The sequence below is a fragment of the Chryseobacterium glaciei genome (assembly GCF_001648155.1).
GTDB classification, from domain to species: Bacteria; Bacteroidota; Bacteroidia; order Flavobacteriales; family Weeksellaceae; genus Chryseobacterium; species Chryseobacterium glaciei.
In genome coordinates this window covers 2,600,864-2,619,426 of the sequence record NZ_CP015199.1, presented here as the reverse complement: position 1 = coordinate 2,619,426, position 18,563 = coordinate 2,600,864, and the positions used below count along the sequence as shown (strand labels likewise).

General features: G+C 34.3%; 17 protein-coding genes and 1 tRNA gene. 3 read left to right on the top strand and 15 right to left on the bottom strand.

The features are described from left to right. The first annotated feature begins 56 nt into the window (after nucleotides 1-56). Nucleotides 57-644, top strand: coding sequence for a hypothetical protein (locus tag A0O34_RS11705; protein WP_066754819.1), 588 nt, complete (start codon nucleotides 57-59; stop codon nucleotides 642-644). Between the two features lie 16 nt (nucleotides 645-660). On the opposite strand, the gene A0O34_RS11700 is transcribed toward A0O34_RS11705, so the two are convergent. The 4 genes from A0O34_RS11700 to A0O34_RS11685 form a co-directional block, all read right to left on the bottom strand. Continuing rightward, nucleotides 661-1,395 carry an SDR family NAD(P)-dependent oxidoreductase gene (locus tag A0O34_RS11700; protein WP_066754818.1) on the bottom strand — a complete coding sequence of 245 codons (735 nt, stop codon included), beginning with the start codon at nucleotides 1,393-1,395 and terminating at the stop codon, nucleotides 661-663. Nucleotides 1,396-1,657: 262 nt separating this feature from the next. Further along, complete coding sequence (yajC, locus tag A0O34_RS11695) at nucleotides 1,658-2,035, bottom strand: preprotein translocase subunit YajC (protein ID WP_066754816.1); 378 nt, start codon at nucleotides 2,033-2,035, stop codon at nucleotides 1,658-1,660. A gap of 4 nt (nucleotides 2,036-2,039) precedes the next feature. Next, entirely contained in the window at nucleotides 2,040-2,567 is a 528-nt protein-coding gene (locus A0O34_RS11690; RefSeq protein ID WP_066754812.1) for a DUF1573 domain-containing protein, read from the bottom strand. Between the two features lie 4 nt (nucleotides 2,568-2,571). Beyond that, entirely contained in the window at nucleotides 2,572-3,477 is a 906-nt protein-coding gene (locus A0O34_RS11685) for a transcription antitermination protein NusB (RefSeq protein ID WP_066754811.1), read from the bottom strand. 90 nt (nucleotides 3,478-3,567) lie between these two features. Between A0O34_RS11685 and A0O34_RS11680 the strand changes: the two genes are divergently transcribed. After that, nucleotides 3,568-5,229, top strand: coding sequence for an ABC transporter ATP-binding protein (locus A0O34_RS11680; protein WP_066754809.1), 1,662 nt, complete (start codon nucleotides 3,568-3,570; stop codon nucleotides 5,227-5,229). A gap of 99 nt (nucleotides 5,230-5,328) precedes the next feature. Then, nucleotides 5,329-5,664: a DUF3276 family protein gene (locus A0O34_RS11675; RefSeq protein ID WP_066754807.1), complete on the top strand. Its 336-nt coding sequence runs from the start codon at nucleotides 5,329-5,331 to the stop codon at nucleotides 5,662-5,664. A 140-nt stretch (nucleotides 5,665-5,804) separates the two neighbouring features. Here the strand turns inward: A0O34_RS11675 and A0O34_RS11670 are convergent, their stop codons facing one another. From A0O34_RS11670 to A0O34_RS11620, 11 genes are all read right to left on the bottom strand, one after another. Then, on the bottom strand, nucleotides 5,805-10,844 hold the full coding sequence (locus tag A0O34_RS11670) for a DUF4132 domain-containing protein (protein WP_066754806.1): 5,040 nt from the start codon (nucleotides 10,842-10,844) through the stop codon (nucleotides 5,805-5,807). A gap of 25 nt (nucleotides 10,845-10,869) precedes the next feature. Continuing rightward, complete coding sequence (locus A0O34_RS11665; protein WP_066754804.1) at nucleotides 10,870-11,304, bottom strand: hypothetical protein; 435 nt, start codon at nucleotides 11,302-11,304, stop codon at nucleotides 10,870-10,872. A gap of 384 nt (nucleotides 11,305-11,688) precedes the next feature. Beyond that, nucleotides 11,689-11,764, bottom strand: a tRNA-His gene (locus A0O34_RS11660). Between the two features lie 36 nt (nucleotides 11,765-11,800). Next, complete coding sequence (bshB1, locus tag A0O34_RS11655) at nucleotides 11,801-12,520, bottom strand: bacillithiol biosynthesis deacetylase BshB1 (protein WP_066754802.1); 720 nt, start codon at nucleotides 12,518-12,520, stop codon at nucleotides 11,801-11,803. Between the two features lie 150 nt (nucleotides 12,521-12,670). Further along, a complete protein-coding gene (locus A0O34_RS11650; protein WP_066754800.1) occupies nucleotides 12,671-14,323 on the bottom strand; it encodes a tetratricopeptide repeat protein in 1,653 nt (550 codons plus the stop codon). 91 nt (nucleotides 14,324-14,414) lie between these two features. Then, nucleotides 14,415-15,287 (bottom strand): PstS family phosphate ABC transporter substrate-binding protein, encoded by an 873-nt coding sequence (locus A0O34_RS11645; protein ID WP_066754799.1) that lies wholly within the window; start codon nucleotides 15,285-15,287, stop codon nucleotides 14,415-14,417. Continuing rightward, the gene (locus A0O34_RS11640) at nucleotides 15,277-15,474 is read right to left on the bottom strand and encodes a C4-dicarboxylate ABC transporter (protein ID WP_185097261.1); all 198 of its coding nucleotides are present in this window, start codon (nucleotides 15,472-15,474) and stop codon (nucleotides 15,277-15,279) included. Before A0O34_RS11640 ends, A0O34_RS11645 begins: the two co-directional genes overlap by 11 nt. A 72-nt stretch (nucleotides 15,475-15,546) precedes the next feature. Beyond that, nucleotides 15,547-16,389, bottom strand: a complete 843-nt coding sequence (locus A0O34_RS11635; RefSeq protein WP_066754795.1) for an energy transducer TonB — start codon at nucleotides 16,387-16,389, stop codon at nucleotides 15,547-15,549. Nucleotides 16,390-16,412: 23 nt separating this feature from the next. After that, complete coding sequence (locus A0O34_RS11630) at nucleotides 16,413-16,985, bottom strand: ExbD/TolR family protein (RefSeq protein WP_066754793.1); 573 nt, start codon at nucleotides 16,983-16,985, stop codon at nucleotides 16,413-16,415. A 12-nt stretch (nucleotides 16,986-16,997) separates the two neighbouring features. Further along, complete coding sequence (locus tag A0O34_RS11625) at nucleotides 16,998-17,600, bottom strand: ExbD/TolR family protein (RefSeq protein WP_066754792.1); 603 nt, start codon at nucleotides 17,598-17,600, stop codon at nucleotides 16,998-17,000. Between the two features lie 66 nt (nucleotides 17,601-17,666). Then, nucleotides 17,667-18,530: a MotA/TolQ/ExbB proton channel family protein gene (locus A0O34_RS11620; RefSeq protein WP_066754790.1), complete on the bottom strand. Its 864-nt coding sequence runs from the start codon at nucleotides 18,528-18,530 to the stop codon at nucleotides 17,667-17,669. Between the last annotated feature and the right edge of the window lie 33 nt (nucleotides 18,531-18,563).

The following is an 18,563-nucleotide window of genomic DNA, read 5'->3' as shown; positions in this document are numbered from 1 at the left end:
TAGAGCGGAGATTTTTCTCCGCTTTTTTATTTAAAACACAAATATTTAAGAATTTAATGATGAAAGAAACACCAAAATGGAAAACCTGGCAAATCCCAATAGGCATCCTTTGGTATATTGGACTGTTTATACTTTTTTATGGAATTGGTTATTCAAAAAACAGTAGTACTCTTGATTTTAAGGGCGGTTATTTTGTGATTGGAATTCTTATCGTTGCTCCCATTTATCTTTATATTCGTTCAATTATTGAAAGCGAAAAAGGATTTCCTCTGGAAAATTTCAATAAATATATTGTTGTTCAAGATATAAAACGCCATAAGATTTGTGAAAAAATAGACTTAACTCATGCTGTGATAGAAAGCTATGTTTTTGGTGTAGGAAAAAATCAAAATGATTATGCTAACATTTTCTATAATAAAAGTGATATTGAATTTGTAAAAACTAAAATTACAATTCAATATTATGATAAATCTTTACCAATCCTCACAGCATTTACAAACATTGATAAGATTGCGTTAAAAGAAATTTTTCAAAAGCAAACCTCGACAAAAGTCTATTTTGATAAATATATTCCTACAAATTATTACCTTGATTTGGAATTTTTAATTGATTTCGAATTGAATAATAAATCTGTAGTCGTTTAATTTTTGATTAAAATAATTAAGGAAGTTTCGCTACCAAACTCTCCGGCAACATTTTCAAAATCAAATAAATAATCTTCCATTTAAAATTCGGAACAATGGTAAAAGAATTTCCGGCATTGACGATATGTTTTGCTACATAATCGGGTTCCATGATTAAAGATTCATTCAATTGTAGACCATCATTGATTTTTGTTCTGATATAACCTATTACCAAAGCATTGACTTTAATATTTCTTAAAGCTAATTCCTGTCTCAATCCAGCTAAATACGTTGTAAAAGCAGCTTTTGTGCTTCCGTAAACGAAATTACTTTTTCGACCTCTTACTCCGGAAAGTGAAGACAATCCGATAATTCTTTCTAAATTTTTATTGCTTTCATCGATCGCAATAATATTTAAGATAGAAACAGCTCCCATGTAATTGGTAACCATCATTTGTTGAGTTCCTTTAAAATCTCTCAATGCTTTATCATTGTCAACCAAAAAGCCTGCGGCGTAAACTGCAATATGAGGTTTTATTGAAAGTTCGTTATAGAATTTTTGGTGTGAATCAAAATCTGCTGCATCAAAATATAAAACTGTAATTTTTGATTGGTCTACATTATTGGAAGCTATAAAATCTTCAAGTGATTTTGTATTCCGAGAAGCTGCAATGATAGAAAATCCCTTTGACAAATATTGTAAAATAGATTGTTTAGCAACATCGGAGTTGGCACCTAGAATGAGAACGGTTTTGTTTGTGTTTTGATTCATGGGGCAAAGATATTTTATTTTAAAATTTAAACACAAATTTCACAAATGTTTTTACGAATAGCGCAATTAATATCGTTTTGACAAAGGAGAACTATGTGAAAACTTTAAATTGAACCATTAAGTTTTAATTAAGTTGTTAAGATTATTAAGGTAGATTCTTCACTCCGCTTTGCTTCGTTCTGAATGACAGAACGCGTATAAAAGAATCGGCGCGGTGAGCTTTGCTCACCGCGCCGAAACGTAATATTTTAAAAACTAAAAATTATTTATTTTCAGTAGTTTCGATTTCTTTTTTCTCAACTAGTTTATCAGTTGTTTTTACTGCCTTATCTCCGAAACGAGTTTCTGTAAACTCTCTTGAAATAGCTGCTTTTTCGAATTTCAATTTTCCGGATAATGTTTCAATAACGAAACCATCATCCTGAACCTGAGCAATTCTTCCGTGAAGACCAGAAGTAAGAACTACTCTAGTCCCAACTTTTAGGTTTTCCTGAAAAGTTTTTTCTTTCTTTTGTTTCGCTTGTTGTGGTCTTATCATTAAGAAATAAAACCCTACAAACATCACCCCCATCATGATTAGCATCATAGAAGAATTTCCTCCTTGTGCGGGCGCCTGTAAAAAGATTGTTAACGTATTCATTATATTATGGTTGAATATTAGCTGTAAATGTTAATTTAATTGGAGCCTTATCTACATTAGCAAAAACATCTGCATATTTACTTACGTTTCCGTCAAAGCTTGAAGAGTCAAAATGCAACGTGATCTTTCCTTTTTTACCTGGCATAATCGGTTCTTTTGTGAAATCAGGAACTGTACATCCACATCCTGGCTTTACTTCAGAAATTACCAAAGGATTAGTTCCTGTGTTTGTAACTTCATATACGTGCTCTACTTTATCTCCTTTTTTGATTTTTCCAAAATCGAAGCTACTTTCAGAAAGAGCAAGTGTTGTTAATGGCTGGTTAGATGGAGCTGGTGTTACTGCTACTGCTGGAGTAGCTCCTGTAACTCCTACGTGAGCTGCTGCAGAATCAGTCGGCGGCAAATTGTTTGCAGCGCTAGAATCTACTGCTACAGCATCTGATCCCTGAACTTCTTTGTTTTCTTTTTTACAAGAAACTAAACCAAAGCCTATAATAGACAAAGCGATAATTGATAACGTCTTTTTCATTTTATTAAATTCTATTTTGATCTTTACAATATTTATCTAAAATTCCGTTGATGAAGATATTTGATCTGTCTGTAGCAAATACTTTAGCGATCTCAATATATTCATTAATAATTACTCTTGAAGGGGTGAGGGCAAAATTATCAAGCTCAGAAATTGCTGTTGTTAAAATAACTTTGTCCATTAAAGAAACTCTATCCAAATCCCAGTTATCCAATCTTTCACCTAACTTTTTCTCATTGCTTTCCCAGTTGTTCAGTGTGTCTCTCAACAATTTACCTGCGAATTCTCTGTCTTCATCATCTTTCACCATTTTGATCAAAGTTCTGCTATCTTCATCTTCTTTTAGAAAACCAATCGTTTTTTGAACCATTGAATTAGCAATATGAATGTCATCATACCAAGTTAATTCTTTATCCCCAAGATATTCATGAAAATCTTCATTTTCAGCGATGTATCTTAAAAATAATTTTCCAATAAATTTTTGATCTTCCTCAAAAGAATACCCATCTTCTTTCATGAAATCCTGATAACGCTTTCCTGCAGTAATCCTTTGGAAAGTTCTTACCAATAAATCATCATGAAGATCCCACTTCAATTGTTTGTGCTGACCAGTAAAAAATAATCTCTCAGGATTTTCTTCAATCTTAATTAATACTTGGTTGCTGATGAATTTTTGATTAGGATTGGTATTAGCATCGGTTTTGATGTATTTATTCTTACCGATTTCGATCTGATGTTCTGCAAGATCTTTCAACGCCACTAAAAAGTTTAGTTCATAGATATACAGATAATAGATTTTTTCTATTCCAGAGAACATGTTTTTCTCTAAAACATCAAATTTTATTGGATTTTGGTAGTAAGAATACACACTTTCTACTACTTTTTCACGGATTTGTCGTCGTCCTAACATTCAAAGAGCTTTTTATGGCTGCAAAGATACGAAATTTAAAATTTATGAAATTCGTAGTCTGCTTCTATTTTTGTAATTTTGCAAAACTTTATGAAAGCTTTAAAAACTCTAAACCCTTATTTTTGGAAACATAAAATATTATTGTTTTGGGGGTCACTGTTTATCATCACCAGTAATTTTTTCAACATATACAAAGTACAGTTTGTAGGAAAATCGGTGGATGAACTTACAAAAAACGGAAATTTCGGTTTCAATAAGCAGATATTAATTTATGTTGCCATTATTGTCGGATGCTCGCTTCTTACCGGATTTTTCACCTTTATGATGAGACAAACTATTATTGTTGCATCAAGAAGAATTGAATATGAGCTGAAAAATAAAATCTACAGACATTATCAGGAATTATCTTTAACGGATTACAAACAAACGACTATCGGAGATTTAATGAACCGTTTAAGTGAAGACGTTGTAGCCGTAAGAATGTATTTGGGTCCCGGCGTGATGTACGTTGTGAACTTAATTATATTATTAATTATCACAAGTATTTATATGCTGAAAACAGATGTATCAATGACTTTATGGACATTGCTGCCTCTTCCAATTTTATCATTTGCTATTTTCAAGGTAAGCTCAATTATTAATAAAAAGTCGAAGATCATGCAGAAAAGTCAGTCTGCGATCTCAACTTTTGTTCAGGATAGTTTCTCTGGAATTCGTGTGGTGAAGTTTTTTGCGAAAGAAAATTACATCAAGAAAAATTATAGTGTAAAAGTTACTGATTATCAAGACAAAGCTTTAGATTTAGCTAAAACTGAAGCATATTTCTTTACCATTATTTTATTCGTAATCGGATTATTGAATGTTGCCATTATTTTAATTGGCGGACAGAAATATATTGACGGACAATTAAGTATCGGTAAAATCGCTGATTTTTTCATGTATATCAACACGTTGATATTTCCTTTCTCAATGGTCGGCTGGGTGACTTCGGTGAACCAAAGAGCGGAAGCTTCCATGCAGAGAATCAACGAATTTTTAGATAAAAAATCAGAAGTTATCAATACAAACTTCGATAACAATCCTATTAAAGGAGATATTGAGTTCAGAAATGTTTCTTATGTTTATCCAAATACAGGAATTAAAGCTTTAGATAATTTAAGTTTTAAAATAGATGCCGGACAATCTCTTGCCATAATGGGGAAGACAGGAAGTGGGAAATCTACAATTGCCTTGCTACTTTGCCGATTAATTGATCCTACAAAAGGTGAAATTTTAATTGATGGTAAAAACCTTAAAGAGCATAACCTCGATAATTACAGAAATTTTATAGGTTATATTCCGCAGGAAAGTTACTTGTTCTCAGATTCTATCGAGACTAATATTGGGTTTGCAATAGACAATCCTTCCCACGATAAAGTGGTTGAATATGCTAAGATCGCAGACGTTGATAAAAACATCATCAACTTCAAAGATCAATATAAAACACTTGTTGGTGAGCGTGGCGTAATGCTTTCGGGAGGCCAGAAACAGAGAATTTGCATTGCCAGAGCCTTAATTAAAGATCCAAATGTCATAATTTTCGATGATTCACTGTCTGCTTTAGACACTGAAACCGAGCAGAATATATTGGAAAATATAGAAACAAAAATTCATAACGCGACATCCATAATTATCACACACAGAGAGTCTAGCGCTCAGAGAGCAGATAAAATTATTAATCTTACCGAAATTACCAATTCTTTAACCGCTTAGCCATTTCGTTCGGAATTGTTAAATAAATCATAAAAAAAATTTTGTGATTAAAAGAAAACTTTTATATTTGTTCTTAACAAGATTAAAAAATATCTAACAATGAGTGAATACAAGGAACGCCATGAAAATGAAATTTTCACGAAGGTGTTAAAAGCAGGAAGAAGAACTTATTTCTTTGATGTGCGCGAGACGAAAGCAGGAGATTATTATCTTACGATTACCGAAAGCAAAAAGAACTTCGGAGAGAATGGAGAGGCTACATTCGAGAAACACAAAATTTATCTTTACAAAGAGGATTTTAAAAGTTTTCAGGAGATGTTTAATGAATCCACAGATTTCATCATTAACGAAAAAGGTGAGGATGTAATATCAGAAAAGCATGACAAGGACTTCAAAAGCAAATCTTACACAATAGATTCTGACGAAGAAGTTTAAGCCAAAACAATATCTTAAAAACACAAGCATCTGAAAAAGGATGCTTTTTTTATTCCCACAAAAAACATAATAATAGTACAAAAAAAGCACACTTCAAGAGTGTACTTTTTTTGAATCTATATTTTAGAAAAGATTATATCCTAAACATACTCTCTTTTTATTTGTGAAAGTATCGTTGGATCCTGTATTTCATTATCCTTAGCTAATAATAATACTTTAGACATCACCTCAGCAGATTTTGGGTCATCATCGGCAAAAGGTAAAAACAATCTGCCTCTTTGCTGAGAATGAACAGGAAGGATAGATAAATATTTACCCGGAACCTGATGAACAACAGCACTTCCTAAATGCACACTATATTCTGCCATTTGACCTTTAACTAAAACATGTGAGCCTTCAATGCTTACATTGTCTAACTTGAATAATCTGGCCGTTTCTTTCATCAAGACAGCTCGCATTTCAATAGAAGAATGGCTGGCTTCAGGATCTACATCTCCTACATGCGCTACCGATACTACTAAATCTATATCCCGCATTACTTCTGAAAATAATCTCGGATTAATATCTTCAAAAGGAATATTCTTATGGTCTTTTAATGAATGAAATTCTATTGTTTCCAAGGTTGGACTTTCTACCTCAGCAGGCGAGAACCAATTGGCCATTGCATAGAGCTTCACCTGGAAACCTTCTTTATGATATACTTTTTGTAAACCTTCTTCATAGTCTACTTTCCAGCCTCTTGTTTTTAGCAATGCTAATGCCTGCTTCGGCTGAACCTGATGTCCCGCATAACGACGAGATACAGATTTTTCCTGCAGCTCATCCGGTGTTGGTATATATAATTCTCTAAAGATTTGCTTAAACGGCTGTATTAATTTTTCTGTAAAACAATAATGTTGATAATCACTCCAAACTGACTGCTCATGCAAGTCTACACAATGAGCAATACGCAAGGTTGCATCTTCTTTTAATTCCTGAATTTCGCCTTGTGCATTAGTCAAACTACCATTATTAAAGAATCCGATTGTGTTATCGTTGGAAATAAATAACAGTTTCTCTAAATGTTTCTTGATTACCGGATGATCAAAAAGATTTTTAATTTCAGCAAAAAAGAACTCATCACCTCTTATCATGGCTTCCTCCAATCCTTTTCTGGAACGGTTCCATTGCTCACGCATGATCTTTCGGTTATTCCCCAATTCAACAATGGCTTTATCTTTTTTAATCTTTGGCGGAATAGATTTCAATTGCTTATCATCTCTGAATACTACAATTTCAGCTTTTCCATCGTCTTCAATGATTAAACCTACAGTAACGCCATCAATGGTAACTTGTGTTTCTTTAGATAAAAGACTTTGAATTTGCTGGGTTTCCATAGCCCAAGTCAATCTTATCGGGTCCGGATATCCTGCATTTCTTGCTAAATTTTCTAACGCCACCCGAATAGCCAAAGCTTCACTGGCTTGTTTCATTGAACCAAACTCTTTGCTTTCTTTTTTAAATTGCTGTATATATTCATAACGGCTCAATACATCTTTTGCAGGATTCGTTTTACTCAATGGTACCAATCCATACACACGAAGATAATCCTGATCGCGTTTGTCTTTAACTTTTGCTGTTACTTCTTTTATTTTTAAATCGCCAGTAAGCGTATCAGAATAGAGTCTTGCTCGCCTGTGCCCATTTCCGTCAGAAATATATTTTGCAGACTCATAAAGCATTTCCCAACGGACCTTCCCTAATTCTTTATATGCTTTTGTAAACCATTCTTTATCTACTGCTCCATCCTTAAATTCCTGAACATCTACAGATGAATATTTTGCAACTTCACTTTCCAATTCGGAATTTTGTGCCTCATAGCTGCTGGTTTTGGTATGGGAATGCATCCACCAAATCGCAGAATCCAAACCTTTCCAACCTAAATAACTGCTGATGAACTTTTGCCATTGCGGTGCATAGACCGCAGCCTCTATCAAACGAAGCTCTGCAATCTTTTCCTTCTTCATCATTTCATTGAACGCTTCCTGCGTATCACTTTCTAAAGGATGACAATTAGATAAAAGAAACGAGAACAACTTTTGCTTCGTCATACTCTCATCGCTGTAGTTGTAGATATAATTGGCGTATAATTTAGATTTCCCCAATCCTTTAAGTAACTCTACCAAACGTTGTGTTCCATAGATATTCTGAAACTCCTGTACAAAGTGAGAAACTTCTGTAGCCGCATCTCCACGGATAAGTTCTATATCTAAAAATTTAGCTTGAATTTCATCTATAATAGGTTTTAGGAAAGGGTATTTTTCTAAATATTTCTCACTGTGATGGTAAAATTTGGTAGTGGTAAGATCTCGTATAATAGATTCGCCCATGAAAATACCTTCATACAGCTCACCTTTGGTAATAATTCCCAACTGATAAGCTTTACAAAACGCATGGAAAGGAGGAACACTTATTTTTATATTTTCCTGCAACCCATTATACTGCATCCATCGGTATAAATTCCATTGCTTGGTGTGTTGTTCATCAGTAAGGTTCTGTAAAGGGATTGACCTTAAAAAAACATCAAAAAAACCTAATTTTTGCCATCCATTTCCTCTAAAAGTATAATAGTAATCTTTATCATCTTTCCCTTTATAATTGATGATATCGTCGGGAAGATTCGCAAACAATATACTGCAGGCATCAATTAAGAAATTTGTTCTTTCTTCAAATACATATTTAGATTGTAGTGATTCCAGAATTCTGCTAATAGGGTTCTCCCAATAATAGCCTCCTTTCATGGGATTAGTTATGATATCTTTATGATAAAATACATAACCTTCTAAAAACTCTCTGAATACTTTTCTGTCGCAATTATCTATGAAAGTCAGTAAAAATAAATCCTGCGGCTGCAATCCTGAATCCTGATACCATTGTTCCCATATTTCGTGCAACGGATAGTTTTCAGCTATTTGTTGAGGTGTAAAACCGCCAATATTATTTTTTATTTGACGGAAAGAATTACCCATTAAAACCTTCATTGCAGAACCATTCCAGTCTTCTACTTCATATTCGTGGTCTTTATGCTGAAGGAATAGATTACTTAATTTTTTTAATTCTCCTTTTATATGATCTAATGATTGTGTAAATCCGTATTTATCTTTTTTAGTAGCCTGCAAATAAACAGAATCAGCTTCTACTTTGGGCAGTTCATATTTTGATATTATAGAAGGATCATAAAATCCGAATCCGTTTTCTTCACAAAGAACTTCTTTATCCTCAGAAGGGTTAAGCTGATTAAGTAAAATCTGTTCTCTTTCTGATACTTTTGATTTTTCAGCATATTGCTGAGTCCATTCAGTAATTTGAAAAGGAACTCTTTTGCTTTTTTGAAACTGCAACATGATATCCAATGAGGCGGTACGTTGCTCGATATCACCTTTAATCATTAATTCAGCAACCAACAGCGTGGCAGCTTCATCTGTTTGCGCTACAATCAATTCTACCAATTTTTGACGAAGTGTTCCGCTTTTTCTTTTAAACAAATCAAAGAAAGTCATTACTTCTTCTTTATTTAAAGGATCTTGTTGTAAAACATTCATTCCTGAGGCAACCAAAGATTCTCCTCTATCTTTTAAAATTTTAAATGCAAATTCTTTTTGGAAAGGAGTTACCGCTTTTTTCTTTTTTTGAGCATTATATGAATAAGAATAGCAGTAGAGATCTCCTAAAATATTTCGTGTCAGCAATTCACGTAATGAAAGTTCAAACTGATCAAAATAAGAAAGAACAATAGCTAATTTATCACGATCCTCCCCGACCAGATAAAACATAGAAGCATACAAATTACTTTTATTGAAAGTGGCATTAAGCCAAGAGAATATCTTTCCTTCGAACTTCTTTTCCTTACTATCTATTTTTTTGGTGAGCTCATGCAGCTTCTCAAATAAATCCGGATAATCTGGATTGTTAATAAAAAATTTCGACTCTTTATTAGCACTTAGTAAATCCGACAACGGCTCTCCTGCAAATGCTAACACTTGCACATCCCCTTCCAATATTGCTTTATAATACAACGGCATTTGGATGTAAGGATCCTGCGTTTCTCCAGCGAACTTTATCGCTAAACATTTCTTTTCCGCATTCCCCTTATCAAATAACTGATGTAGGTAAGGAATCGTTTTTTCTACATCCCATACAGCCTGCACCCAAAGCGCCATGTAGACTTCGTTATTATTCTTACTTTTTATCGCAATAGGAATCTGTTCGGGATCATTAAAATACGTATGAGCCAATGATACAATACCTCTCACCACAGATTCTTTCTCCCCGTCCCAGCCTAAACCGGTCCAAGTATCTACCGAACGAACAACGGATGAAAAACGAGTAAGCTTATGCTCTACGATTACGTTGGTCATATATTGCAAGGCACCAACACTGGTTTCATCTAAAGCTTCTAAAACGGTCTGTCTCAAGCCTTCCTGACGTTGTGAAGCAAGCAAAAGTTTTTCAACTAATTCCCAGCAACGTTGCTGCTCGCTATTCAATAATGCTTTGATAATATTACGGGATACTTTTCCTTCAGTATGTTTATTGAAAATAATATCTTCAATCAATTCATAAATACCATTATTTCCTGTATCTATTGCCGCTGACCAAATGTAAAACTGATGTGAATTATTCGATATCGCATGGTCATACATGATTTGTTCTTCTAACGTAAGATTATAATTTTGCTCGCCATCACCATAAGAATATGTGCTTGCCAACTGCAAAAGATTCCCGATTAGATTTAACTGATTGAGAATGGTAAATTTATGATTATTGGGAGCACGAAACGAGCGACGATAATATCCTGTCTGATACATTTTATAAGGCATTCTACTCCATGCGTGTTTTACCAGATCAGCATTGTCACCGAAAAAATATACCAACAGTTTATAATATTCTTTATCTTCCCAAATATCTGACTTTACAAGTTCTTTAATTTCCTCAGCACGCTTACTGCCTAAAGTAAGGGCTTCATAATAATTCGTTTTACCAACAATCAACAGACCTAACTCTGCAACTTCTTTCGTGAGATTCAGTTTTGAAAGCAGTTCTGACTGCTGACCTGTTTCTATTTGTTCTTTTAATTCTTTTCGTAAATTTCTATAATAATTTACGACCTTTTTCGATTTTAATTTTTCTGTGATTTCCATGTATTTTGAGATTCAGTGTCTATAATTACCAATAACTTCCTGCAAGAAACGTAAGTCTGATGAAAGCAAATGTGTGTTGTAAACTTAGGTCTATGATTTGTTTGAGATCTTCAAGCTGCTCATCATTATAAAAAACAGCAAACATTCCGTCTTCAAATGCCTGGATAGCATTTTCCTGTGCTTTTTGTAGGTCAGCTTTCTTTTGATTATAAATATTTCCGAAACCTGCCTTTCCGGTATCTGTAAGAATATCCAGATAATTATCTAAAGGAATTTTGGTGTTATCTTCTCCTTCTAGGTCAAATGATTTCGCATTGAATACTTCTACCTGCTGCTGAACAATTAATTTCAATAAATTTTCTAATGAGATGTTGCTATCATTAAAACCTATTTCAAGTTTCTGCTCTGAAAGGATAGGATGCTTTTTACCTAATTGCTTTACTGTAACGTTTATTTCCATATTTGAAGTTGGTATGCATAAATGTAGTAATTTTTTTTACCGTGATACATGATGTTTTGCAGGTATTAGGATAGAATTAACATATTTTAAAGGAAAAAAATATAATTAACTCTAGTTTTAGGATAAAATTATTCTGACACAGATTTAAATAATTTATCTCTTGTAGAATAATAAACTTGGATTTTTTGTTTGATTTGTATCTCGGTGTATTGCTGTAAGAATGACCAATACCCTAGCCCCGATAGAAATGAAAATCCTTTTTTGAAAAAAAAGATTGAAATGGAAAGCGGGAAATAGCTCCTTTAGAATATTATACTCTCGACTTTCTTTAAATTAGTACATAAAAAAAAACACATTCTCAATGAAGAAAATGTGTTTAAATGTGGGTGAATGAGGGGTCTCGAACCCCCGACCTCCGGAACCACAATCCGGCGCTCTAACCAACTGAGCTACAATCACCGTTTTTGGTGGTGCAAATATAAGAAAGATTTTTTAATTACAAAATAATTCCTTCAAAATTTTTCATCGCAATCAGCTTCTCAGTCGTAAATCCCTCAGCATAAGCAACTCCCGACAACCTACCTAAATCCTGTGCACGGTATGTTAAACTCTCATAGAAGTCCTTTGATGTAATCGGAGTCTCCGGCTCTTTAGAATTCGGGTCATAAAACTGAGTTTTGAAGGCCATACAAGCTTCAATCTTCTTATCAAGATGTTCAGATATATCAATAACGAACTCCGGTTTGATATTTTTCCACTGAATATAATTGAAAATATGCTTCGGTCTCCACACCTCTTGGTTTTCTCCGTTTTCCGAAGTTTCAATTTTTCTTAAGCCAGATAAAAAGCACGCATCTGACACTAATTTCGCTCCTTTTGCGTGATCTGGATGTCTATCATCAATCGCATTCGCTAAAACGATTTCCGGCTGGTATTTGCGAATCATTTTTACGATCATTAATTGATATTCTTCAGAATTCACAAGAAAGCCATCTTTCATTCCTAAATTTTCTCTCGCGGAAACTCCAAGAATCTTCGCAGAATTTCCTGCCTCGATTCTTCTTGTTTCATCCGTACCTCTGGTTCCCATTTCGCCTTTCGTTAAATCAACGATAACGCATTTTTTACCTTCCGAAATTAATTTGGCAATTGTTCCGCCGCAACCCAATTCAACATCATCAGGATGTGCTCCAAAAGCAAGTATATCTATTTTCATTTATTCTTTTTAATTTGTAAGATTGAACGCCCAAGAATTATACTCAAATTTTAATCCTGACGTTTCATATTTTCAAATATAAGGTTTAAAATAAAAACTTCCCAAACATTACGAATGGGAAGTTTTAATATCTATAATTTAAATTTTAAATTACTTGTTGATCTCTCCGTTCAGCTTCACAGCATCTTGGTATGTTGGATCTAATTGTAAAGATTTCGCTACATAATCTTTTGCTTTCGCAAGATCAGAATCTTTATTCATATAAGCTACTGCAAAGTAAGCATAAGCCAATGTTTGCTTGTTAGCTTCCTTGTCTGCAGGTTTTACCGTTGAGATAAATTTCTCATAAGCAATTTTTGCGGCGTCGTTATTTCCAGCTTGCTGATAAGAATATCCTTGACTGTAGTAAGCAGGTGCCCAATCAGGAAGAAGCGTACTCATTTTCTGCCATGTAAGGATTGCTCCGTTCCAGTTTTTAGCATCTTGATAAGCTGTTGCCAACTTAAATAATGAATCTGTATCCTGAGCATTAGCAGCAACTTTTTGTTTTAATCCTTCAATCGTTGGGTTTGTAGGTCCAATATCAGCAGAACCTTGTGATACAGCACCACCTCCAGCGATTTTAGCAAGCTCCATATCCCACTTCAATGTTTCATCTTTTGCACCTTTTGCAATTGCTACTTTTTGTTGAGCTTCAGTCATTAAAGCTGTTTTCTTAGCAGCATCTTTTTCGTCTTTCGCCAAACCAGCAGCAATTAGACCTTGTAAACCTTGGTCAGCAGGCTGTACTCTAGACTTTTCAGCCTGAGAAACGAAACTATCCATGCTTTGCTTAGCTTCAGCATATTTTCCGTCAGCATATAATTGATATGCTCTTAATTTAAATTTAATTGGATCATCAACTTTGTCAAAGATCTTGTCTAAGATCATCTTAGAGTTTGCATAATCTTCATTAGTGAAATAAAGTTTAGCAATTTCTAACTGAGTATACGGATCTTCATCAGCATATTTTGTATAGTTGATCAAATCCTGAGTTGCTTTCGCATTCTCCTGATATTTAATATCATAAGCAGCTAAAGCTTTGTAAGCAGGTGCATAGGTAGCATCTGTAGCAATTGCTTTATCTATACTTTCTTTCGCTTGTTTCCATTGTTGTGCAGCCATCCATAAAGTTCCGATTCTTGTATAAACGGATGCTTTATTTTTCGCTAATGGCAAAGCTTTATCGTAAGCTGACATTGCATCACCAGGGATTTTCTTCAACCTGTAAGCATCTCCCAATGTATAGTAATAATGTGCCGGAACTTCTTTTTTAGCAGCTCTTTCAATTGCTTTATTCAAAAACTGAATAGCAAGATCCGGAGAGTTATTTTTTTCAAATAATGTTAAAGCTTCAGCAGCTCTGAACATTACTTCTGCGTCTTTTTCTCTAGAATCAGTTACAATTTTCTGGATCTCAGCAATTGCTCCTTTATCGCCTTTCCCTAGTTTTACAGCAGCCAAACCAATTTTATTCAAATAACTTTTGGTATCTAGTGCAAGACCTTTGTTGAAGCTTTCTGTTGCTTTTGCAAAATCCGGTTCACCTTGTCTTAAAAATGTATTTCCTAAGTAGAAATAATTTTCAGCGGTAGGTGCTTTAGCAATCATGTCAGTGAAATTAGTTTTTGCTTGAGCAAATTTATCACTGTCAATACTGTTAATACCATCTTGTACTGTTTGCGCAGAGGCAAAGTTGGCAAAAAATACCACGGCTGCCCCAAAAGCAATCTTCTTTACATTCATAATCATTATATCTTTCATTTTAATATATTCTAAACTGAGTTAATTCATTACACAATTTTCAGACCAAAATAGTGTAATTATTTTAAGGGAAACGTTAATTTAATATTTTTTAACGCATTTGAACCTCTCTCTTGTAAATATTGTAGGGTTGTAATCCTTCCTTTTCCACGATCATCTGGCCAAGTTGAGTACACGAATATCTTATGAACCCATTGGCTATGTTAAAGTTTCCTTCGTTTGTTAAAAAGTATAAAACTCTTGTAAAAGGATATTTCATTTCGCGTAATCCATCAGAATTTGCGGTATACAATTTTCCATTATTTTCTACAGGGAGAACTTTTACCAATTCTCTTAGTTTTTCGGAGGTTTTATCATACGGTCTACTGAAAGTATTCAGACCGATAACTCCTATTTTGTTTGGGTATTTATTTAATTCTTCAATAATATTCTGACTTCCAGGAATTACAGAGAATTTTAAGTCTTTTGGTTGTTTTTTAAGCTTCTGAGCAACGAAATTTAAATTACTTGAATTTGTTCCATCGAAAATAAACTCTTTATTATCAGATTGAAGTCCGTTTTTAATTTCATCCATTGAAATACTCGTCTTTGGAGAATTTATAGGAACAACAAAAACTACAGCATCAGCAGCAAATTTTGCAGGTAAGATCTTCATATCAACCTGCTCTTCAAAAGCTTTAACTTCTTCAGGAGAAAGTTCTTTAGACATCACAGCAATTCTAGCCTTACCTTGTAAGAGATCAAGAAAACCTAAATCTTCTTTTCTTGTAACCACTTTAATTTTTGTTTCAGGATAATTGATCATATATCCGTCTGCTAAAGCTTCAGTAACACTTTTAAAGGATTCGTCCGTAAGGATTGTAAGCTCTCCTTTGTGATAAGACGGAGATTTATCTTCTTTTTTACAGCTTACAATAATAACACTAAAAACAAATAGCATTATAAGTTTAATACTATTCTTCATTTCCAGAATCTTTAATTTTTGAAACAGCTCTATATATTCTGAATATCCCGTAAAGGATAAGAAGCCCACCCATTGCATAAGCAACCGCCGGCTCCAAAGTTGTGAAAAAGAATTTGTAGTAAATAACTACACCTCCTAGCACTATATAAAATAATCCTGTAATCAGGGATAACCAATTGAACATCATAAAACAAAAATACCAAAAAAAATAAAAAGAGAAGCTATTGCTTCTCTTTTTTAATTATTATTTAAAGATAAATTATCCTTCAAAATTCATTGTTAAAGGTAATCTGAATCTGTAACGTACAGATTGACCATTAATTTTTGCAGGACTCCATTTATTCTTAATAGACTTAATCGTTCTTACAGCTTCAGAATTGAAGTCTGAATTTCCTCCATTAGCCTTTACGTCAGTAATACTTCCATCTCTTTCTACTACGAAAGTAATTTCAGTTTTTACTGTACCTTCATCACCGTTCATCGCAGAACCATCAAAGCTATCTCCTACTTTCTTTCTGAAAGAGTTGATACCTCCTGGGAATTCTGCAGTTTGCTCTACCTCAGTATATACTTGAGTATCGCTCACCTGAGGCTTCACTTCAGCTGTTGAAGTTCTTGTACCTGTAGATGGTGGCGGCGGAGGTGGAGTATAAGCCGGAGCTTTTACACCTTCCTGATTATTTAGACCAGTTGTCGTTTCTAATTGCTTAGAAATTGGTGGCGGTGGAGTTTCAATTTTTGGAGCTCTTACCGGTTCTGGTACAACGTTCTGAATAACCTCAATCTTTTCCTCTTCTTTTGGTGGAGGTGGTGGAGGTGGTTCTTCTTCTTTTGGCTGCTCTATAATTTTATCTTCCTGAAGAATCTCAACCAAATCTGCCTTAACTTCTTGTTTAGGTGGTTCAGTAAGTCTCTTAATTGTAAGATAAATAAACGGAGACAAAGCCGCAACTAGGAATAATGCCGTTCCAACAATAAAAGATTTTGTTAGAAGTCTTGGATACTGATGTCTAAGATCATAGGCACCATACGCCTTGTTTCTATTTTCAAATACAATCTCGTCTAAAGTAAGATTCTGACTGTATACATTTTCATCTGCCATAGATTTACAATTTTATGGTTAAATTACTTTGTAGCCGGTGCAGCCGCAGCTCCTTTATTTCCAACTTTTCTGTCATAAATAGCCTGCTCCCAAGGTTTCACATCGGTAACACCGTATTGCTCACTTTTGGTAATAGCCATCTCGTCAAGAATATCTACAAAGTTTTTATATACAGCATCGTCAGTAGGCTTGATAATAACAGTAAATTTTGTTTTATCTGCCGCATTTGCTTTTGCTTGCTCAATTACTTTTCTAATCCCTTCTCTATCAAAAGTAGTCTCATTAAGATTTTGATCAGTTAAAGATGTATTATCTTGCTGATGCCAAAAAATCTTATTGCCTTTACCCAATAATAAAGAAATTGAGTTAGAAAGTTTAATTTCCGTTGGTGGTGGTTTGGGTGTATTCTCTTTCGGTTTTGCCGGAAGACCCAAATCCATTACATTCGGTTTAGAGAATGTGGTTGTGAACATAAAGAAGGTGATCAATAGAAAACCCAAGTCCACCATAGGAGTCATATCTACCCTGGTATTCTGCTTCTTGGAACGTACCTTGCCGCCTTTGCCGCCTTTTTCCTGTACTTGTACTTCTGCCATTTCTAATGATTATTATTGTTTACCTTCTTGTGATGTAATCAACCAGAATTTAAGAAAATCAATATCTCTTAAACCTTCAAATAGGCTTTTAACTTTAGGATACTCAGTTGTAACGTCTCCTTTGATTGCTAATTTGTAATCAGGATTTACGCTTAAACTTTGTTGTACCCAGTCTACTAACTGCTTATTTGTACTGTCCATAGGAATCCCTTTAGGACTCTTGAAACTTTTCTGCTCCTCATCTGACATATCAAGATAGCTCTTAAGTTGGTTCATAGGAACCCCAATCGCTTGTACTTTTTGAAATGCAGCTTTTTCGTTATTGTCAAAAGTAATTCCATACTTCTGACCCATTTTATCTAAAAGCTGTAGTCTCTCTGATGCGTTTTCTACCGGTTGGAAATAAAATTTCCCATCCGGAGTAGCGTTGATGGTCATCAAACTCGCATCAGGAAGTAACTTCTCTGATATTGAAGATGGCGGTTTAATCTGCTCCACGTCAGGTTTTTTAAACTGAGTGGTCAATATAAAGAATGTAAGCAGTAGGAATGCAACGTCACACATTGCCGTCATATCCGTAACTACTCCATGTCTTTTTGGTTTGACTCTCGCCATTGTTTTGAATTATTTTTAATTAAACTTCTGTTATTGTATGCAAATTCCTTGCTAAAGATTCAATTCTTAGTTGAACTCAGCGAAAGACTGCTGGATACTCATTGCAATCTCGTCGATCTTGTAAGTTAATCCGTCAATTCTAGATGTAAAATAATTGTAAAGAATAATAGCGATAGCTGAAGTACCAATACCTAAAGCCGTGTTGATCAATGCTTCAGAGATACCTGTAGAAAGTGCCGCTGCATCTGGAGTACCACCACCAGAACCTAATGCGAAGAATGCTTTAATCATCCCGATTACCGTTCCTAATAGTGCGATCAAAGTTGCAACAGTACCTAATGTAGAAAGAATCATCATGTTTTTCTCTAACATTGGCATCTCAAGAGTAGTAGCCTCTTCGATTGCTTTGTTAAGAGCTACCATTTTCTGCTCTTTGTTTAATGTAGTGTCATGAGAAAGTGCCTTGTAAGTAGTAAGACCTTCTTTCACTACGTTACCTACAGATCCTTGTTGTCTGTCACACTCTTCTAAAGCTTCGTCAACTTTGTTTTGGTTAAGTAAGCTTCTTACTTGTACTACGAAGTTGTCTAGGTTTCCTTTCCCAGCCGCTTTTCCAAGTACGAAATGTCTTTCAAAAGAGAAAACGATTACAGTGATCATGAAAGTAATCAAGATTGGCACGATAACCCCTCCTTTGTAGATAATACCTAAAAACGACTCTGGATGAATGTCTTTTCCTTCAACACTTGAGAAAGCTACAGAACCACCACCTAGTTTATCTGCGTCTTTAAAATTTCCTGGGCTCCCAAGAACGAATAAATAGATACAAACTCCTATAACGAATAAAATAGGAATAATAACAGCTGGGTTTAAACCTCCTGCTTTTCTAGCAACTAATTGCTCATCATTTTTTGAAACATTCATTTCCATATTTAACTAAATTATATTGTTTTAAAATTTTAC